Consider the following 15,387-nt stretch of genomic DNA (forward strand, 5'->3'; position numbering starts at 1 on the left):
GGTGCGGAGCCGTCCTGCCATGCGTCAACTGCCCTCGCTCAACATGCTGCGTGTCTTCGAAGAGGTCGCGCGGCATCGCAGTTTCAGCCAGGCAGCCTTGGGGTTGAACGTCACCCAAGGCGCGGTGAGTCGACAGATCAAACAGCTCGAAGACTACCTCGGCGTCGCACTGTTCATCCGCACCCCACAAGGCCTGTCCCTGACCGAAACCGGTCTCGCCCTCTCCCCGCAACTGAGCGACGCCTTCGACCACGTCGAACGCGCCCTGCAAGCCGTGCGCGTGCCAAACCTGCGCCAACGCCTGCGCATCGTTGCACCGCCGACATGGGCCACGCGCTGGTTGTCGGCGCACCTGCGCGCCTTTTGCCAACGCTACCCGGACATCAGCCTTAGCGTGACGAACCAAAGCGGCCACGACAGCCTTGCCGAAATCGATTGCCACATCCGCTTCGGCCTCGAAGCGGCAAGCCATTGCAGCAGCCAGTTACTGGTGATGGAGCGGCACATGGCGGTGGCCAGTCCGGAGTTGTTCGTCAACGGCCAACCGCCGGACTTGCGGCAATTTCCGTTGCTGCACATCCTGCACGACGGCAAACGCTTGAAGGTCTGGGAGAACTGGCTGGCGGCGATGGGCCGCGACGATGTCGATGCGGGGCAAGGGCTGGAATTCAGCACGCTGGATCAGGTGATCCACACCGCGCTGGCGGGTGGCGGGTTGGCGGTGATTGACCGACAGATGATCGAGAAGGAATTGGCAAATGGCAGTTTGTTGCCGATCACCCCGGTGGAAGTGATCGGGCCATATGGCTATTGGCTGGATGTGGCGAATGACAAGCAAGGGTTGTCGAAGGTGCGGTTGTTTACGGATTGGTTGGGGTTGGTCAGCAATCCCTGAAACACCGATATCCCCTCTGTGGGAGCGAGACCGGCTTGCCGGCGAAAGCGGAGTGTCAGACACCATCCATGCTGGATGTGCTGGCCTCTTCGCGAGCAGGCTCGCTCCCACAGGGGTTATGGCAGTGCTCTAGAGACCGCCCATCAGCAGGTATTTGATTTCCAGGTAGTCATCCAGGCCGTACTTCGAACCCTCGCGACCGAGACCCGATTCCTTGATGCCGCCAAACGGCGCCACTTCCGTGGAAATGATCCCTTCGTTGATCCCGACCATGCCGGCTTCCAGGCCTTCGGCCATGCGCCACACGCGGCCGATGTCGCGGCTGTAGAAGTAGGCGGACAAGCCGTAAGGCGTGTCGTTGGCCTTTTGCAGCACTTCGGCTTCGTCCTTGAAGCGGAAGCAAGCGGCCACCGGGCCGAAGGTTTCGTCCTGAGCGATCAGCATGTCGCTGTTGGCTTCGGCGAGGATGGTCGGCTCATAAAACGTACCGCCGAGTACGTGTCGACGGCCGCCGCACAACAGCTTGGCGCCCTTCTCCAGCGCATCGCCGACGTGCAGTTCAACCTTGGCCAGTGCCGCTGCGTTGATCAGCGGACCTTGCTCGGTTTCACCGTCCAGCGCACTGCCGACCCGCATCGCCGCAACCGCTTCAGCGAGCTTGCCGGTGAAGGCTTCGTAGACGCCGTCCTGAATGAAGAAGCGATTCACACAAACACAGGTTTGCCCGGTGTTACGGAATTTCGAAGCCATTGCGCCTTTGACGGCAGCGTCCAGATCGGCGTCGTCGAAGACAATGAACGGGGCGTTGCCGCCCAGTTCCAGCGAGACCTTTTTCAGGGTGTCGGCAGCCTGACGCATCAGCAATTTGCCGGTGCGCGTGGAACCGGTGAACGACAGCTTGCGCACGATGCCGGAAGCTTGCAGCGCCCCGCCAATCGCCACCGCGTCACCGGAAACAACGTTGAACACACCCGCAGGAATGCCCGCCTGCTCCGCCAGCACCGCCAGAGCAAAGGCCGACAACGGCGTCTCTTCCGAGGGCTTGAGAATCATCGTGCAACCGGCCGCCAGCGCCGGGCCGACCTTGCGAGTGACCATCGCCAGCGGGAAATTCCACGGTGTGATCGCAGCGACCACGCCGATGGCTTCCTTGACCACGATGATCCGCGCATCCGCCTTGTGGCTCGGAATCACGTCGCCGTAAGCGCGCTTGGCCTCTTCGGCAAACCATTCGAGAAAACTCGCGGCGTAGACCACTTCGCCCATGGCTTCGGCCAGCGGCTTGCCCTGCTCGCGACTGAGCAAGGTTGCCAGATCCTTCTGGTTGCTCAGCATCAGCTCGCTCCAGCGCTTGAGCTTCTGGCTGCGTTCCTTGGCGGTCAACTTGCGCCAGGCCGGCAACGCACGGTTGGCGGCGTCGATGGCGAGGTTGGTTTGTTCGGCGCCGGCCTTTTGCACGTCGGCGATCAGTTCGCCATTGGCCGGGTTCAGCACCGGGTAAGTGGCACCACCGCTGGACCATTGGCCATCGATGAAATTGCCGTGACGGATCAACACGCTCATGCCACAGCCTCGGTCAGGTTGAAACGTTCCAGACCCGGACGGGCCGAACGCAAGATACGTTTGCCAGCGGTGTAATCGTTGATCACGTCGCACGGGGTGTAATTGCGTTCCAGCTCATGCAACTCTTCGGCATCGAGTCTGGTTTCCAGCGCGGCCAGGGCGCTGTCGAACTGCTCGGTGGTGTCGGCGCCGACCAGCATGCAATCCACGCCCGGATGGTTGACGACCCAGGCCTGGGCGATCTGCGCGTTGGACACGCCACGAGCGCGGGCCACACGTTGTACCGAATGCGCGATCTCGAACGAGGCTTCGTCGCAGTACATCTGTTGGGTGAAGAAGTCGGTCTGGTTGCGAGTGGACTGCACATCACCGGTCAACAAACCACGGGCCAGCGGGCTGAATACCGAGACGCCCAAACCCTGGTCGCGGCAGAACGGAATCATCTCGCGTTCTTCTTCGCGGTAGGCGCAGTTCAGTTGCAGCTGCATGTTGATCGGTTTGACCCAGCCATTACGCTCGCAGGCCATGAGGATCTTCGCCAGTTGCCCGGTGAGCATGGTCGACACGCCGATGTAGCGCGCCTTGCCGGAGCGCACGATGTCGTTCATTGCGCTCATGGTTTCTTCGACCGGGGTGTTTACGTCGAAGTAATGCAGCATGAACACATCGACGTAATCCATGTTCAGGCGCTTCAGCGACGCGTCGATGCTGTCCATGATGTGCTTGCGCGAGTGACCGCTGGCGTTGATGCCGGCGCGGGTGCCGTAACCGACTTTGGTGGTAATCACCAGGTCTTCGCGGCGGGCCAGGCGCTTGACGATGCGGCCCACCACTTCCTCGCCGACACCGGCGGAATAGAAGTCTGCGAGGTCGATGAAATTCACGCCATTGTCCAGCGCGTGCGCGACGATCGGCTCGCTTTTCTTCTCATCGAAAATCCACGGCTTCCAGTCCGGGGTACCCATGTTCATGGTGCCCAGGCACAGGCGGGAGACTTCAAGGCCGGAGTTGCCCAAACGAATGTATTGCATGGTGCGGACCTCAGGCCTTTGGCGTGTAGAAAGGGTTGCTGATGTGATTGACCACATCCGCCAGTTGCGCAGTTTCCGGTTTGCCGGTCAGCGCGGCACGGATCGCCGTGCGGCAGGCGTTGTAGTTGTTCAGGTAGACCGCATCGAGGTCATCGCACGCCGGGTTGACCCAGTTCGCGGTGACGATGGCCCACTCGTCTTCGGCTTCCGGCGGCAAGGTGCCGTCGAGCAAGGCTTCGAGCACCGCCTTGGCGATCCCGGCCTGGGACGCGCCCCAGGTCGCATTGCCGTGCAGGTCGCTGCTGATGGCGGCTTTGTTCACGTAAAGGGTCATCGGCTTGACCGGAATGTTCGGCTGGGCGATCACCATGAACGGGCAATGGCCCTGACTTGGCGATGCCAGACTGTTCGCAAACGCCTGCCCCGCCGGGCCATTGCGCGGGCCGATCAGGATGTTGATGTGCGCGGCGTTCACGCCTGGGCCTTCGAAGCCTTCACCGATGTACAGGTCGAGTTCTTTCATGAGTGGTTACTCTTCAGGGATTTTGGGTGATCAGAAATGCACGCGGACGGTGGCGGTCGCGTGGGCGGGGATTGAAGAGCGCTGGATGTGGCGGAGAGGATCAGTCATGGGTGCAAACGCTCTTTTTTGTTGTTGATGAGCTGTGTTTGCGATTTTTTAACACTGGGGGTTGGCGGGGCTGTAACCATTAAAAGTCATGGGGGCATGACTTAAAGTCATACCCTGGAATGCGTAACCTGTAGGAGCAGAGCTTGCTCGCGAAAGCGGTGTGTCAGCCGACATGTTTGTTGCCTGACACACCGTTTTCGCGAGCAAGCTCTGCTCCTACAGGGGATCGCGTTGTATTGGATTACTGCGACATGTTGTCCTTCTTCATGGCGTCTTTGGACATGGCGTCCTTCTTCATCTCGTCCTTCTTCATCGAATCCTTGGACATGGCATCTTTCTTCATCGTGTCCTTGCTCATGGCATCCTTTTTCATCGTGTCTTTTTTCATGGCGTCCTTGGACATCGAATCCTTGCTCATGCTGTCATTGCTCATGCCGTTGGTTGCTTCGGCGGCAAACACACTGGCAGCGCCCATGGCGAGGCACATGGACAGAACGACGGTGGTCAACTTTTTCATGATGAACTCCTTGAAGCACAGGTTGCGGGTGAGTGAAGTTGTCGGGCGCCGTCAGCTGCCACCGAACCAGTTGTAGCCCTGGTCTTCCCAGTAGCCGCCGCTGTAGGTGTTGCTGACGAAAATCGCCTGGATGTGTTTGGGGTTTTTGTAGCCGAGCTTGGTGGGCATGCGCAGCTTCATCGGGAAGCCGTATTCGCGCGGCAGCACCGCGCCGTCATAGGTCAGCGCCAGCAGGGTTTGCGCGTGCAGCGCGGTGGCCATGTCGATGCTGGTGTAGTAGTCGTCGGCGCATTTGAAGCCGACATATTTGGCATCCGTGTCGGCACCGACCCGCTTCAGGAAATCGCTGAACCGTACGCCGCCCCAACGCCCGATCGCGCTCCAGCCTTCGACGCAGATATGCCGGGTGATCTGCTCGTTCTGTGCCATCGCGCGCAGCTCTTCGAGGCGCCAGCTGCGTTTGTCGGCGACCAGGCCGGTCACCTCCAGTCGATAGCTTTCTTCCTCGACGGTCGGTGCCTCGTCGATGCCGTAAAAGGCATTGAACGGAAACGGCCGGGTGATCATCGACGCCGGATAGGTCGGCGCCAGTGCATTGGGATTGAACAGCCAGCCCTGCACCCGATCGTTGAACCGCGACATGGACGACAACGCGGTTTCGACGCTTTCGTTGTCGGTGATGTTGCAGCCGGACAACATGGCCACGCTGCCGAGGGTCAGGCTGCGCATCAGGAACGAGCGGCGTGAACGGTCCTCGATCTGCGGCGCAATGATTTTCCGGGCGTCTTTCAGGATGGACGACTCGTCCAGACCCTCGATGCGCTTTTTCATACGGACTCCTTGCGACCGACAATCATGGCCAACAGCGTTTTGGGAACGAGCGCGACCATCACCAGATGCACCGCCACAAAGGCCATCAGCAGCGCCATCGCGATGAAATGCACATGCCGCGCTGCTTCGTAGCCGCCGAGCAATTCACGCAACAGCGGAAACTGGACGGACTTCCACAACACCAGCCCGGAGATCACCAGCAGCGCGATGTCGACCATCACGAACAGGTACGCCACCCGTTGCACCTGGTTGTAGTGACTCAAGTCGGCATGCCCCAGACGCCCGCGCAATGCGGCCAACAGGTCATGCAAAACACCTTTCGGCGACACTGGGAAAAAGCGTCGTGACAGTCGGCCGCTGGCGAGGTTGATAATCAGGTAGACGAGGCCGTTGAAGGCGAGGAACCACATCGCCGCGAAATGCCATTGCAGCGCACCGCCGAGCCAGCCGCCCAACGTGATGCCTTTGGCAAAACTGAAGTCGTAAAGCGGAGACGCGTTGTAGATGCGCCAACCGCTGGTGACCATGACCAGCACCGCAAGTGCGTTCAGCCAATGGGTGAGCCGGAGCCAGCGCGGATGGGATGAAGCAGGTATCGGCGACATGATGGGCTCCCGGCGGTTGTTGTTATTTGTTGGAGCCGAGTATGGAAGCCGACAGATCGCCAAATCCTCACGTAAAGTTAAATTAACTGTGATAACTACCCCCGGAAACCTGTGGGAGCGAGACCGGCTTGCCGGCGATAGCGGTGTATCAGGCAATGATGATGTTGACTGACACTCCGCTATCGCGAGCAGGCTCGCTCCCACATTGATCGAGTCACCCGCCCACTCGCCGCAATTGTGGTTAAAATGCCGCCCCCTCAAATCGCCGACCCGACCCGATGAATTCAGAAGCGCTGACCACCCTCCACGACCATCTGCTGACCGCCCTGGCAACGGCCCCCGCAGAAACCCGCCGACTGTTCCATGGTCGCGGTCGCTGCTGGCCGGGTCTGGAGCAACTGACTGTCGACTGGCTGCAGGGCGTGGTGTTGGTGTCGCTATTCAAGGAGCCTGAAGCGGCGCAGCTGGATGCGTTGAAACAGCGGCTGATGGAAATCACCCGGTCACCCGAGTGGGCGCAATCCGGTGCGCATACCCTGGCGCTGCAGCATCGTTATCTGCTGCAAAGCACCACTGAATGGCTGGTCGGGGAAGTGATCGAGGACATGACCATCACCGAGGGCGGCCTGTGCTATCGCGTGGACCTGGGCCGCAAGCAGAACACCGGGCTGTTCCTCGACATGCGCTACGGTCGCGATTGGGTGCGCGCCAATGCCCAGGGCAAGCGCGTGTTGAACCTGTTCGCCTACACCTGCGGTTTTTCGGTGGCGGCCATCGAGGGTGGCGCCGAACACGTGGTCAACCTGGACATGTCCAGCCCGGCCCTGAGCCGTGGCCGCGACAATCACCGTTTGAACGGACACGACTTGAGCAAGGTGAGTTTCCTCGGCCATGACCTGTTCAAGTCCTGGGGCAAGGTGATCGGCAAAGGCCCGTACGACCTGGTGATCATCGACCCGCCGTCGTTTCAGAAAGGCAGCTTTTTGCTGACCAAGGATTACCAGCGCGTGCTGCGTCGGTTACCGGAATTGCTCAGCCCGCAGGGCACGGTTCTGGCCTGCATGAACGACCCGGCGTTCGGTGCGGACTTCCTCATCGAGGGCGTGATGCGTGAAGCGCCGAGCCTGCGGTTTGAGCAACGGCTGGAGAATCCGCCAGAGTTTCCGGATGCGGATGTTGAATGCGGGTTGAAGGCGTTGGTGTTTCAACTCGGGGATTGAGCCCCGCTTTCTGTGGGAGCGAGCTTGCTCGCGATGACGGTTTATCATTCAACATCAATGTCGGCTGACACACCGCCATCGCGAGCAAGCTCGCTCCCACAGGGATCTACAGCGCACTCACGAACTGTGGCCGCCTCGGTTCAACGTGGCCGCAACACCAACGCAAACAACTCCCCATGCCCGTTCACATTGAGCTTGTGATAGACGTTGCGCCGATGCACCTTCACCGTTTCCGGCGAGATCCCCAGTTGCTGGGCAATCGCCTTGCTGGAGAAGCCCTGAAGAATCAGCCGCGCCGTTTCGATTTCCCTCACCGTCAATCGCGCATCAAAGCGATCCAGCAGGGTCGCCAGATCCCCGGCCACGGCCTCGGTGGCCGGGCCTTCCGGCGGCATCAATTGCAGGTGACGGCGCATCGCGGCCAACACCCAGTCACGCACACAGAGCAGACGGCCCTGCTCTTCCAGGGTGAAGCGCGACGAGCGGCCCAGGGACAACCCGAGCACGGCGCCATCGATGTTGATCATGAACTGCAACTCATCACCGCCCACCACCGAGCGGAAGTAGCTCAGGTAATACTCGCTCTGCTGAAACTGGTCGGGGGCCACCGAATCGAGGCTGTGCAAACCGTCGGCGATGCCGGCGCAGGCCGCCTGATAAAACGGATCGAGCAGGTACATGCCGGCGCGGTAGTCGGCCAGTTCTTCAGGTTCGTCGCCGCTGCCCCTGGTGTCGAAATCAATCAGCAGGCGCGGCACTAGTCCAGGCGTCATCACCGCGACCAAGGCGTTGTCCAGCGGCACCAGCAGCCGCAGCGTGTCGACCAGCGCGCGCCAGAAACCGTCCTGCCCCAACGCGCCAAACACCCGCGCCAGGCCTTGGTGCACCGGCAACTCTTTCAGCAACGCATCCACGCTCTACCCCTTTCGAGTAACCCATGATGGGAATGGGTGAGTCCCCGGCCCGCCGATACGCTGCAAGCACCTGTTCATCACCGGCCTGCAGCAGGCCAGGAGTGCCGCATCATGAGTCGTCCCCGTCAACAGATCAATCTTGGGCTGAGCGCCTGTTTGTGTGTTTCGCTGTCGGCGGTGGCTGCCGAGGGCCCGACGGTTCACGTCTACAACTGGTATGACTACATTGGCCCCAACACCCTGCACGACTTCAAGCGCGACACCGGAATCTCGCCGGTTTACGACACCTTCGACAGCGCCGAAGTGCTGGAAGGAAAACTGCTCACCAGCCGCAGCGGCTATGACGTGGTGGTGGCCAGTAACTTCAGTCTGCCGACCCTGATCAAGGCGGGCGCCCTCGCGCCCCTGCCCCATGCGCAGATGCCTGACTTCAAAAACATAGACGCTGATCTGTTGGCGAAACTGGCCCACAACGATCCGGGCAATCAGTACGCCGTGCCGTACCTGTGGGGCACCATTGGCATCGGCTACAACATCGACAAGGTTCGCGCCGCGCTGGGCGACAAGGCGCCGGTGGACTCCTGGGACCTGGTGTTCAACGAAGCCAACCTGGCCAAGCTCGGCCAGTGTGGTGTGGCCATGCTCGACTCGCCGTCCGAGATGCTGCCGGTCGCCCTGCACTACCTCGGTCTGCCGCCCAACAGCACCAATCCCGAGGACTACAAGAAGGCTGAAGCGTTGCTGCTGAAACTGCGTCCGCACATCGCCTACTTCAACTCGTCCAAGTTCATCAGCGACCTGGCCAACGGCAACATTTGCGTCGCGGTGGGTTGGTCGGGCGCGATGCTCGAAGCCAAGACCAACGCCGAGCAAGCCAACAACGGCGTGAAGATCGCCTACAGCCTGCCGAAGGAAGGCGCACCGGTGTGGTTCGACACCCTCGTGTTGCTCAAAGATGCGCCGCACCCGGAGCAAGGGCTGGCGTTCATCGATTACTTGATGCGCCCTGATGTGATTGCCCCGGTCAGTGATCACCTCAACTACCCCAACGGCAACCGCAGCGCCACGCCGCTGGTGGCCGAAGCGACCCGCAACAATCCGGCGGTGTACCCGTCCGCCGAAGCCTTGGCCACGTTGTTCACCCTACAGCCCCTGCCGCCGGCCACCGAGCGGGTGCGGACGCGGATCTGGAGCAAGGTCAAAAACGGTCAGTAATACCACCGCGACCCCTGTGGGAGCGGGCTTGCCCGCGATGAGGTCGTCACATCCAACATTGATGTCATCTGACACACCGCCATCGCGGGCAAGCCCGCTCCCACAGGGTCCGCGTCCAACCTTACCTACTTTTTCTGCCACGAATTGAAGATGAGAGAATCCATGAAACCACGTGCCCGCGACCTGAACCTCCAGTTCGGCCAACTGCAACCCGGCCCGCTCAATGCCATCACCGATGTACCCGGCGTCCGGGTCGGACACAGCAATGTGCGGGGCCGCAGCGCAAATGGCCGCGACATCCTCACCGGCGTCACCGTGATCGAGCCGCGCGCCGGTTCCACCAGCCAGCAGCCGTGCTTCGCCGGTGTCCATGTGCTCAACGGCAACGGCGATGCGACCGGTCTTGAGTGGATTCGCGAAGCGGGTCTGTTGACCAGCCCGGTCGCCTTCACCAACACCCACAGTCTGGGCGTGGTGCGCGATGCGCTGATCGTCCTGGACCGTGAACAGCAACCCGACGACGGACGCCTTTACTGGAACATGCCGGTAGTGCTGGAAACCTTCGACGGCTTGCTCAACGACATCAATGGTTTCCATGTCAACGTCGAGCATGTGGCCGAAGCCCTGCGCACGGCAGCAGGCGGGCCAGTGACCGAAGGCGCGGTCGGTGGCGGCAGCGGCATGATCTGTCACGAATTCAAGGGCGGCATCGGTACCGCTTCGCGACGACTGAGCAGCGCCCAGGGCGGTTGGACCGTCGGCGCCATCGTCCAGGCCAACCACGGCATCCGCAACGAATTGCGCGTCGACGGTTACCCGGTCGGGCGCTACATGGAAAAGGCCGACTCGCCGTTTCTCAAGGCCTCGTTGCCCCATCCGGGCATGGGGTCGATCGTCGTTTGCCTGGCCACCGATGCGCCGCTGTTGCCGCATCAATGCACCCGCCTCGCCCAGCGAGCCAGCCTCGGCCTCGCGCGCACCGGCGGCGGTAACGAAGACCATAGCGGCGACATCTTCATCGCGTTCGCCACCGGCAACGATGTCCCACCCGCTGCTTATGAAAGCAAGAAAGCGCCGACAACAGACAACCTGAGCATGGTCAACAACGACCACATCAGCGAGTTGTTCCTGGCCGCCACCGAAGCCGTGGAAGAAGCGATCATCAACGCCCTGCTGGCCTGCGACACCGCCGAGGGCAATGGCCATGCGGTGCCGGGACTGGACGCCGAAACGCTGCTTAAAGCCTTGCGTCGGGCTGGCTGGCCGGGCGAACAGGCCTAACGGAATCGCGCTGTCCGGACGCCGTCAGGAGCTTGAGACCCAAGATTCGTGCGGCGTCCAGATGCACCGCCGGATCCTGGATTTCCGACTCGAGGAACAGCTCGGACGTCAGCACCTGAGCGCCGCAGTAATCGAAAATGCCGTGGTCGATCTGCGTTCTCATCGCCTCGGCATAACCGTGCCGGGCATAGGTGCCTGCGTCGGCACCGCCGACCCCGATCAGGTGAACCCGCAGATGGCCCAGCTTCTTCTCCAGCTTCGCATCCGCCGTGAAATCGAAGGCCCAGCCGTTGGAGAACACTCGATCAATCCAGCCTTTGAGCAGCGCCGGCATCGACCACCAGTAGACCGGATAGACCAACACCAGATGATCGGCGCGGTCGATGCGCGCCTGCTCGGCGACCACATCGACAGGCGGCGATGCTTCGCGGTGATGCACCGCCAGGTCTGCGGCGCTGAACCTCGGATCGAATCCTTCGGCCGAAAGATCGACCAACTCCACGGTGTTATCGGGATCGCTTGCAATCACACCTTCAGCGATCCGCGCCGCCAGGCTGTGGGTGAGCGAACGGGGATTGTGATGAGCGACAACAATGAGCGAATGCATGGCGCAAACTCCTGATTGAGAGCACAAGGCGGACCTTATATACTCTTGGTAAGTTACGATCAGTAAGTTACTTTTGGTACATAGCCATGTCAACCACCAAAAAAACCGCCCAGGATTCCACCCCGCAACCACGACGACGCCTGTCCCGGGAGGATCGCCAGCGCCAGTTGCTGGACGTCGCCTGGCAGCTCGTTCGGGAAGAAGGCACCGACGCGCTGACGCTAGGGCGGCTCGCCGAACAGGCCGGGGTCACCAAACCGGTGGTGTACAACCACTTCACGACACGCCCCGGATTGTTGGCGGCGCTTTATCAAGACTTCGATGCGCGTCAAACGGCAATCATGGATGCGGCTTTGCAGAACAGCGAACCGACGCTGGCCGGCACCGCCAGGGTGATCGCCTCGTCGTACGTGGACTGTGTGCTGCTGCAGGGCAACGAAATTCCCGGCGTGATCGCTGCGTTGGCCAGCTCGCCGGAATTGGAGAAGATCAAGCGCGAGTATGAAGCGATCTTCCTGAACAAATGCCGATTCGTCCTCGCCCCCTTCGCTGGCGCGGGTGAGATCACGGCAGCGGGTTTGCGGGCCATGCTCGGTGCGGCGGAAGCCTTGTCCCACGCTGCCGCGACGGGCGAAATCTGCGCCGGACAGGCGCAGGACGAGCTGTTTGAAACCATCGTCGCAATGGTTGAAAGAAGCGCGCGTGGCAGGGCTGGCACGGATGCGACTAGCGGTACTTGAGTGCCAAACCCCATCTTCCTACGATGAATATACGCAGCTGTTTGTTTGCTCAACTCAAGCGGTTGCGTAGTGGTGAGTGATCTGAACCCCTACCAAGCTCACCGCTTGTTTCACGTGCATCTTGAGCCTCAAGGGCTCCGCTACCTCCCCATCAAAGAGCCTTGAGGCTCTTTTTTAAGTGCACGAATGACAGACAAGAAAAAGCCCGGCATTTGACGGTAATGCTGAGAGTTTTGAATCAGAGAACCCTGTGGCGAGGGAGCTTGCTCCCGCTTGAGTGCGGAGCACTCACAAAAATCGGGGGCCGCTACGCAGCCCAGCGCGAGCAAGCTCGCTCGCCACAAATGTGGGCACCCGCGCTTAAGTGAACAGCATTAGTCATTCGCCGGAAATCGATCGCCACGCCGCGTGTGCGAGCTTGTCCCTGTACACCTTCGGACTGCCCTTTACCCGCCCCGATAACCATGTCCTGCAATAGTTGTCTGCCTGGCCAATGATCAGCGACAGCAGCAATTCGGCCGGAGAACCTTTCAACTCATCGCCTCTGGCCGAAGCCGACAGCCATTCCAGCAGTTGCTTGTTGCGCGCCTTGTTGCGGGTCGCCAGTTCGTCCTTGAAAGGCCCTTTGGTGACGGAAAATCGCGCGTGGTACTGGAAGCGCGCCCATTCGGGTTGGCTGTCGACCCAATCCACATAACTGTGCACCAGCGCATACACGCCTTCTTGCGTCGTTTTCGCGTCGCTCAAATAGCTGTCGCGCAGCCTGGCCTGATCGTCCAGGGCGGTGAAAAACAGCGCGGCCACCAAACCTTCCTTGTTCCCGAAGTGGTGATAAATCGCGCCCACGCTGGTGTCGCATTCGGCGCGGATCATTTCGATGGTCGTGGCCTCGATCCCCTGCTCGTTGAACAGCGTGAGGGCCTTTCGAAAAATATCGCGCTTGAGTTCAGCGCGTCTTCCGGGGTAGCAGCGCTCGAGTAAATCTGACGTTTCCATGCTCAACACAGACCCAAAAAAACCAATGGTGAAGGCAGGTGACTGCCATCGGACAAGTGGGACTAGGTTGACAGATTTCCCGTCGACAGAATACTGTTCCGCAACAGAACATTATTCTGTAACGGAACAATATTCTGATTATCCACTCATCAGTGAGGTTTTCAAATGAGTCAGTTTCTAAGCATGTTTAACAGCGCGGGCCCGCAAGCCTTCAGCAAAATGGCCTGCCAGGTGGCGCCCTACTTCAGCACCATCAACCCGCTGGTCACGGAGTTGCGAAAAGGCTCTGCGACAGTGCAGGTGCCATTCGCCAAGGAAATCACCAACCACCTGGGCACCGTCCACGCCATCGCGATGTGCAATGCGGCTGAACTGGCAGCGGGGATGATGACCGACGTGTCGATTCCCGAAGGGGCACGCTGGATTCCAAAAGGCATGACGGTCGAGTACCTGGCGAAGGCAAAAACCGACGTCACGGCAGTGGCCGATGGGGGCGGCGTCGACTGGACCACGGAAGGCGACAAGATCGTGCCGGTGGACATTCTCGACGTCGAAGGCAGGAAGGTGTTCGCGGCGCGGATCACCATGAACGTGAAGTTTTCTTAAACGCCGGCCGAACTGGCTGAGTGAATGCAGAACAACTGTGAGAGCGGGCTTGCTCGCGATGGCGGCATTACATTCAGCATTTATGTTGACTGAATCACCGCCATCTCGAGCAAGCCCGCTCCCACAGTTGATCGAGTTGTCTGGAAGGGCGTGGTTAGCGTGGCGACTCGCCCAACCGTTCGCGGACAAACTCATTGGCCTTGTACGTCAGCTGATCCAGATGCCGGTCACGCTGTTTCTCGGCATCGAGCATCGCGCGCTTGCCGTGCTTTTGCAGCAGATAGGTATGAATCTGCCGCACCTCCAGCGAGCTGTAGATCGACGCCACATCCAGCAGCCCCATCAAACCGCCGGAGCGATGATCGCGGGTGTTCATCAGCACCTGAGTACCGCGAACACCCACCACCTCAAAGCCCATCGACTCAAACCACGGCACCTTGGCTACCGCGCAGGTCAGTTCGGCATGCGGGTAGCGACCGACCATTTCCCGCAGCATCTTGCGCGCCACACCCTGACGCCGATGACCGGCCTGCACCGCCATGTACGCCAAGCCGCACGCCTCGGGATCGTCCTGGATCGGCAAGTACAGCAAGAAACCGATGACCGTTTCCGGATCATCCACGTCCGTCGCGACGATCAACTCCACCGCAATCCCTTTCGCCCCGCTCAGCGCCTCCAGATAGAGGTGAACCTCATAGCCGATCGCATACTGGTACACGTTGTACAACAGGTTGCTCGGCGGGATGGCAACCATGCTGATGTCGGTCAGGTTGTCGACGACCATCTGCAGGATCTGGCTGGAGAGGTGCTCGGGGCACGGGGTTTTGAAATGGGTGATCTGGGGCATTGAGGCTCTGGACTCTGGGGGCGGACGGGCGTGCGTATCATAACGTGCCGGCGGGACTGCGGGGGTGTGTCAGTTGGCAGCTATGGCGGTTGTTCGGGCCTCATCGCGAGCAGGCTCGCTCCCACAGTGGATCTTCGGCGTACACAGATTTTGTGCTCATTGAAGAGCCAATGTGGGAGCGAGCCTGCTCGCGATGAGGCCAGACGCAACAACACTAAACCGTGACCTTGAAACCATGACAGGGCGAGCTACATAAAGCCGCGACGTGCACCCTATTGCTGCGGCGCAACCATGCGGAAGCGGATGTTGATATCGTCGGAAACCACCGTGTCCGCCCACTCGCCCTCGCCTATTTTGAAATCGCTGCGCTTGAGCGTCAGCTGGCCATCGAAGATGCCGATGGCGTTCTCGGCCTTCAGTTGCACAGGCACTTCCACCACGCGGGTAATGCCCCTGAGCATGAGTTTGCCGGTGATCGAGTAGCGGTTGTTACCCAATGATTTCACAGCGGTCGACTCAAACGTCGCCACCGGCGAGTTCGCGGTGTCGAACCAGGCTGGCTTTTTCAGTTCGTCATTGGCGTCACTGCTGCCGGCATCGATGCTGTCGAGCTGGATCGTGAGCGCGGCGTGGGCCGCCGAAGGGTTTGCAGTGTCGAATTCCAGCGTGCCTTCGAATTTGCTGAACGTGCCGTAGACCCGCGAACTGAACTGGTTGTAAGTGAACGAAAGGGTGCTGGCGGTCGCATTGACGTTTGTGTACTCGACGGCATCGGCGCATGACAAAACGCCGAAGGTGAGCGCGACAACCCATGCAGTGAAATGCGGAAATCGAGGATTCATGGGACTCTCCGGGCGGGGCTCCCGTTTGCATTGACGGCTGCACGCG

17 protein-coding genes are annotated in these 15,387 nt (G+C 60.4%); 6 read left to right on the top strand and 11 right to left on the bottom strand.

Annotated elements, in window-relative coordinates; translation table 11 throughout:
- The first annotated feature begins 19 nt into the window (after window positions 1-19).
- The gene (locus tag KJF94_RS14520) at window positions 20-895 is read left to right on the top strand and encodes a LysR substrate-binding domain-containing protein (protein ID WP_214384492.1); all 876 of its coding nucleotides are present in this window, start codon (window positions 20-22) and stop codon (window positions 893-895) included.
- 129 nt (window positions 896-1,024) lie between these two features.
- On the opposite strand, the gene KJF94_RS14525 is transcribed toward KJF94_RS14520, so the two are convergent.
- The 6 genes from KJF94_RS14525 to KJF94_RS14550 all read right to left on the bottom strand — a co-directional run bounded on the left by KJF94_RS14525 (window position 1,025) and on the right by KJF94_RS14550 (window position 6,073).
- Window positions 1,025-2,458: an NAD-dependent succinate-semialdehyde dehydrogenase gene (locus tag KJF94_RS14525; protein ID WP_214384494.1), complete on the bottom strand. Its 1,434-nt coding sequence runs from the start codon at window positions 2,456-2,458 to the stop codon at window positions 1,025-1,027.
- Window positions 2,455-3,489, bottom strand: a complete 1,035-nt coding sequence (locus tag KJF94_RS14530; RefSeq protein ID WP_214384496.1) for an aldo/keto reductase — start codon at window positions 3,487-3,489, stop codon at window positions 2,455-2,457. Before KJF94_RS14530 ends, KJF94_RS14525 begins: the two co-directional genes overlap by 4 nt.
- A gap of 10 nt (window positions 3,490-3,499) precedes the next feature.
- Window positions 3,500-4,012, bottom strand: coding sequence for a formaldehyde-activating enzyme (gene fae / locus KJF94_RS14535; RefSeq protein ID WP_008043405.1), 513 nt, complete (start codon window positions 4,010-4,012; stop codon window positions 3,500-3,502).
- A gap of 349 nt (window positions 4,013-4,361) precedes the next feature.
- On the bottom strand, window positions 4,362-4,637 hold the full coding sequence (locus KJF94_RS14540; protein ID WP_214384498.1) for a pentapeptide MXKDX repeat protein: 276 nt from the start codon (window positions 4,635-4,637) through the stop codon (window positions 4,362-4,364).
- Between the two features lie 51 nt (window positions 4,638-4,688).
- Window positions 4,689-5,468, bottom strand: coding sequence for a molybdopterin-dependent oxidoreductase (locus KJF94_RS14545; RefSeq protein WP_214384500.1), 780 nt, complete (start codon window positions 5,466-5,468; stop codon window positions 4,689-4,691).
- Window positions 5,465-6,073 carry a cytochrome b/b6 domain-containing protein gene (locus KJF94_RS14550; protein ID WP_214384502.1) on the bottom strand — a complete coding sequence of 203 codons (609 nt, stop codon included), beginning with the start codon at window positions 6,071-6,073 and terminating at the stop codon, window positions 5,465-5,467. The genes KJF94_RS14545 and KJF94_RS14550 overlap by 4 nt, the downstream gene beginning before the upstream one ends.
- A gap of 278 nt (window positions 6,074-6,351) precedes the next feature.
- On the opposite strand from KJF94_RS14550, the gene KJF94_RS14555 reads away from it, so the two are divergent.
- Window positions 6,352-7,293, top strand: coding sequence for a class I SAM-dependent methyltransferase (locus KJF94_RS14555; protein ID WP_214384504.1), 942 nt, complete (start codon window positions 6,352-6,354; stop codon window positions 7,291-7,293).
- A gap of 140 nt (window positions 7,294-7,433) precedes the next feature.
- On the opposite strand, the gene KJF94_RS14560 is transcribed toward KJF94_RS14555, so the two are convergent.
- Window positions 7,434-8,207 carry a helix-turn-helix transcriptional regulator gene (locus KJF94_RS14560; protein WP_214384506.1) on the bottom strand — a complete coding sequence of 258 codons (774 nt, stop codon included), beginning with the start codon at window positions 8,205-8,207 and terminating at the stop codon, window positions 7,434-7,436.
- Between the two features lie 111 nt (window positions 8,208-8,318).
- On the opposite strand from KJF94_RS14560, the gene KJF94_RS14565 reads away from it, so the two are divergent.
- Window positions 8,319-9,422 carry a polyamine ABC transporter substrate-binding protein gene (locus KJF94_RS14565; RefSeq protein WP_214384508.1) on the top strand — a complete coding sequence of 368 codons (1,104 nt, stop codon included), beginning with the start codon at window positions 8,319-8,321 and terminating at the stop codon, window positions 9,420-9,422.
- A 162-nt stretch (window positions 9,423-9,584) separates the two neighbouring features.
- Window positions 9,585-10,703, top strand: coding sequence for a DmpA family aminopeptidase (locus KJF94_RS14570; protein ID WP_214384510.1), 1,119 nt, complete (start codon window positions 9,585-9,587; stop codon window positions 10,701-10,703).
- On the opposite strand, the gene KJF94_RS14575 is transcribed toward KJF94_RS14570, so the two are convergent.
- Entirely contained in the window at window positions 10,660-11,310 is a 651-nt protein-coding gene (locus KJF94_RS14575) for an NAD(P)H-dependent oxidoreductase (protein WP_214384512.1), read from the bottom strand. The two genes, KJF94_RS14570 and KJF94_RS14575, sit on opposite strands and share 44 nt — an antisense overlap.
- Window positions 11,311-11,396: 86 nt before the next feature.
- On the opposite strand from KJF94_RS14575, the gene KJF94_RS14580 reads away from it, so the two are divergent.
- Complete coding sequence (locus tag KJF94_RS14580) at window positions 11,397-12,050, top strand: TetR/AcrR family transcriptional regulator (protein WP_214384514.1); 654 nt, start codon at window positions 11,397-11,399, stop codon at window positions 12,048-12,050.
- A 378-nt stretch (window positions 12,051-12,428) separates the two neighbouring features.
- On the opposite strand, the gene KJF94_RS14585 is transcribed toward KJF94_RS14580, so the two are convergent.
- Window positions 12,429-13,046 carry a TetR/AcrR family transcriptional regulator gene (locus tag KJF94_RS14585; protein ID WP_214384516.1) on the bottom strand — a complete coding sequence of 206 codons (618 nt, stop codon included), beginning with the start codon at window positions 13,044-13,046 and terminating at the stop codon, window positions 12,429-12,431.
- Between the two features lie 165 nt (window positions 13,047-13,211).
- Between KJF94_RS14585 and KJF94_RS14590 the strand changes: the two genes are divergently transcribed.
- Entirely contained in the window at window positions 13,212-13,652 is a 441-nt protein-coding gene (locus KJF94_RS14590; protein WP_214384518.1) for a hotdog fold domain-containing protein, read from the top strand.
- Window positions 13,653-13,806: 154 nt separating this feature from the next.
- Here the strand turns inward: KJF94_RS14590 and KJF94_RS14595 are convergent, their stop codons facing one another.
- Together KJF94_RS14595 and KJF94_RS14600 are read right to left on the bottom strand one after the other, a co-directional pair.
- Complete coding sequence (locus tag KJF94_RS14595; protein ID WP_214384520.1) at window positions 13,807-14,499, bottom strand: GNAT family N-acetyltransferase; 693 nt, start codon at window positions 14,497-14,499, stop codon at window positions 13,807-13,809.
- 272 nt (window positions 14,500-14,771) lie between these two features.
- Window positions 14,772-15,341 carry a YceI family protein gene (locus KJF94_RS14600; RefSeq protein WP_214384522.1) on the bottom strand — a complete coding sequence of 190 codons (570 nt, stop codon included), beginning with the start codon at window positions 15,339-15,341 and terminating at the stop codon, window positions 14,772-14,774.
- Between the last annotated feature and the right edge of the window lie 46 nt (window positions 15,342-15,387).

It is taken from the genome of Pseudomonas hormoni (assembly GCF_018502625.1).
In the GTDB taxonomy this organism is placed as follows: domain Bacteria; phylum Pseudomonadota; class Gammaproteobacteria; order Pseudomonadales; family Pseudomonadaceae; genus Aquipseudomonas; species Aquipseudomonas hormoni.

Bases quoted from the DNA above. Each gene is read 5' to 3' on its own strand.
- KJF94_RS14545 (WP_214384500.1), bottom strand. From the start codon at position 5,468: ATGAAAAAGCGCATCGAGGGTCTGGACGAGTCGTCCATCCTGAAAGAC.
- KJF94_RS14600 (WP_214384522.1), bottom strand. From the start codon at position 15,341: ATGAATCCTCGATTTCCGCATTTCACTGCATGGGTTGTCGCGCTCACC.
- KJF94_RS14540 (WP_214384498.1), bottom strand. From the start codon at position 4,637: ATGAAAAAGTTGACCACCGTCGTTCTGTCCATGTGCCTCGCCATGGGC.
- KJF94_RS14580 (WP_214384514.1), top strand. From the start codon at position 11,397: ATGTCAACCACCAAAAAAACCGCCCAGGATTCCACCCCGCAACCACGA.
- KJF94_RS14565 (WP_214384508.1), top strand. From the start codon at position 8,319: ATGAGTCGTCCCCGTCAACAGATCAATCTTGGGCTGAGCGCCTGTTTG.
- KJF94_RS14585 (WP_214384516.1), bottom strand. From the start codon at position 13,046: ATGGAAACGTCAGATTTACTCGAGCGCTGCTACCCCGGAAGACGCGCT.
- KJF94_RS14520 (WP_214384492.1), top strand. From the start codon at position 20: ATGCGTCAACTGCCCTCGCTCAACATGCTGCGTGTCTTCGAAGAGGTC.
- fae (WP_008043405.1), bottom strand. From the start codon at position 4,012: ATGAAAGAACTCGACCTGTACATCGGTGAAGGCTTCGAAGGCCCAGGC.
- KJF94_RS14555 (WP_214384504.1), top strand. From the start codon at position 6,352: ATGAATTCAGAAGCGCTGACCACCCTCCACGACCATCTGCTGACCGCC.
- KJF94_RS14570 (WP_214384510.1), top strand. From the start codon at position 9,585: ATGAAACCACGTGCCCGCGACCTGAACCTCCAGTTCGGCCAACTGCAA.
- KJF94_RS14530 (WP_214384496.1), bottom strand. From the start codon at position 3,489: ATGCAATACATTCGTTTGGGCAACTCCGGCCTTGAAGTCTCCCGCCTG.
- KJF94_RS14550 (WP_214384502.1), bottom strand. From the start codon at position 6,073: ATGTCGCCGATACCTGCTTCATCCCATCCGCGCTGGCTCCGGCTCACC.
- KJF94_RS14575 (WP_214384512.1), bottom strand. From the start codon at position 11,310: ATGCATTCGCTCATTGTTGTCGCTCATCACAATCCCCGTTCGCTCACC.
- KJF94_RS14590 (WP_214384518.1), top strand. From the start codon at position 13,212: ATGAGTCAGTTTCTAAGCATGTTTAACAGCGCGGGCCCGCAAGCCTTC.
- KJF94_RS14525 (WP_214384494.1), bottom strand. From the start codon at position 2,458: ATGAGCGTGTTGATCCGTCACGGCAATTTCATCGATGGCCAATGGTCC.
- KJF94_RS14595 (WP_214384520.1), bottom strand. From the start codon at position 14,499: ATGCCCCAGATCACCCATTTCAAAACCCCGTGCCCCGAGCACCTCTCC.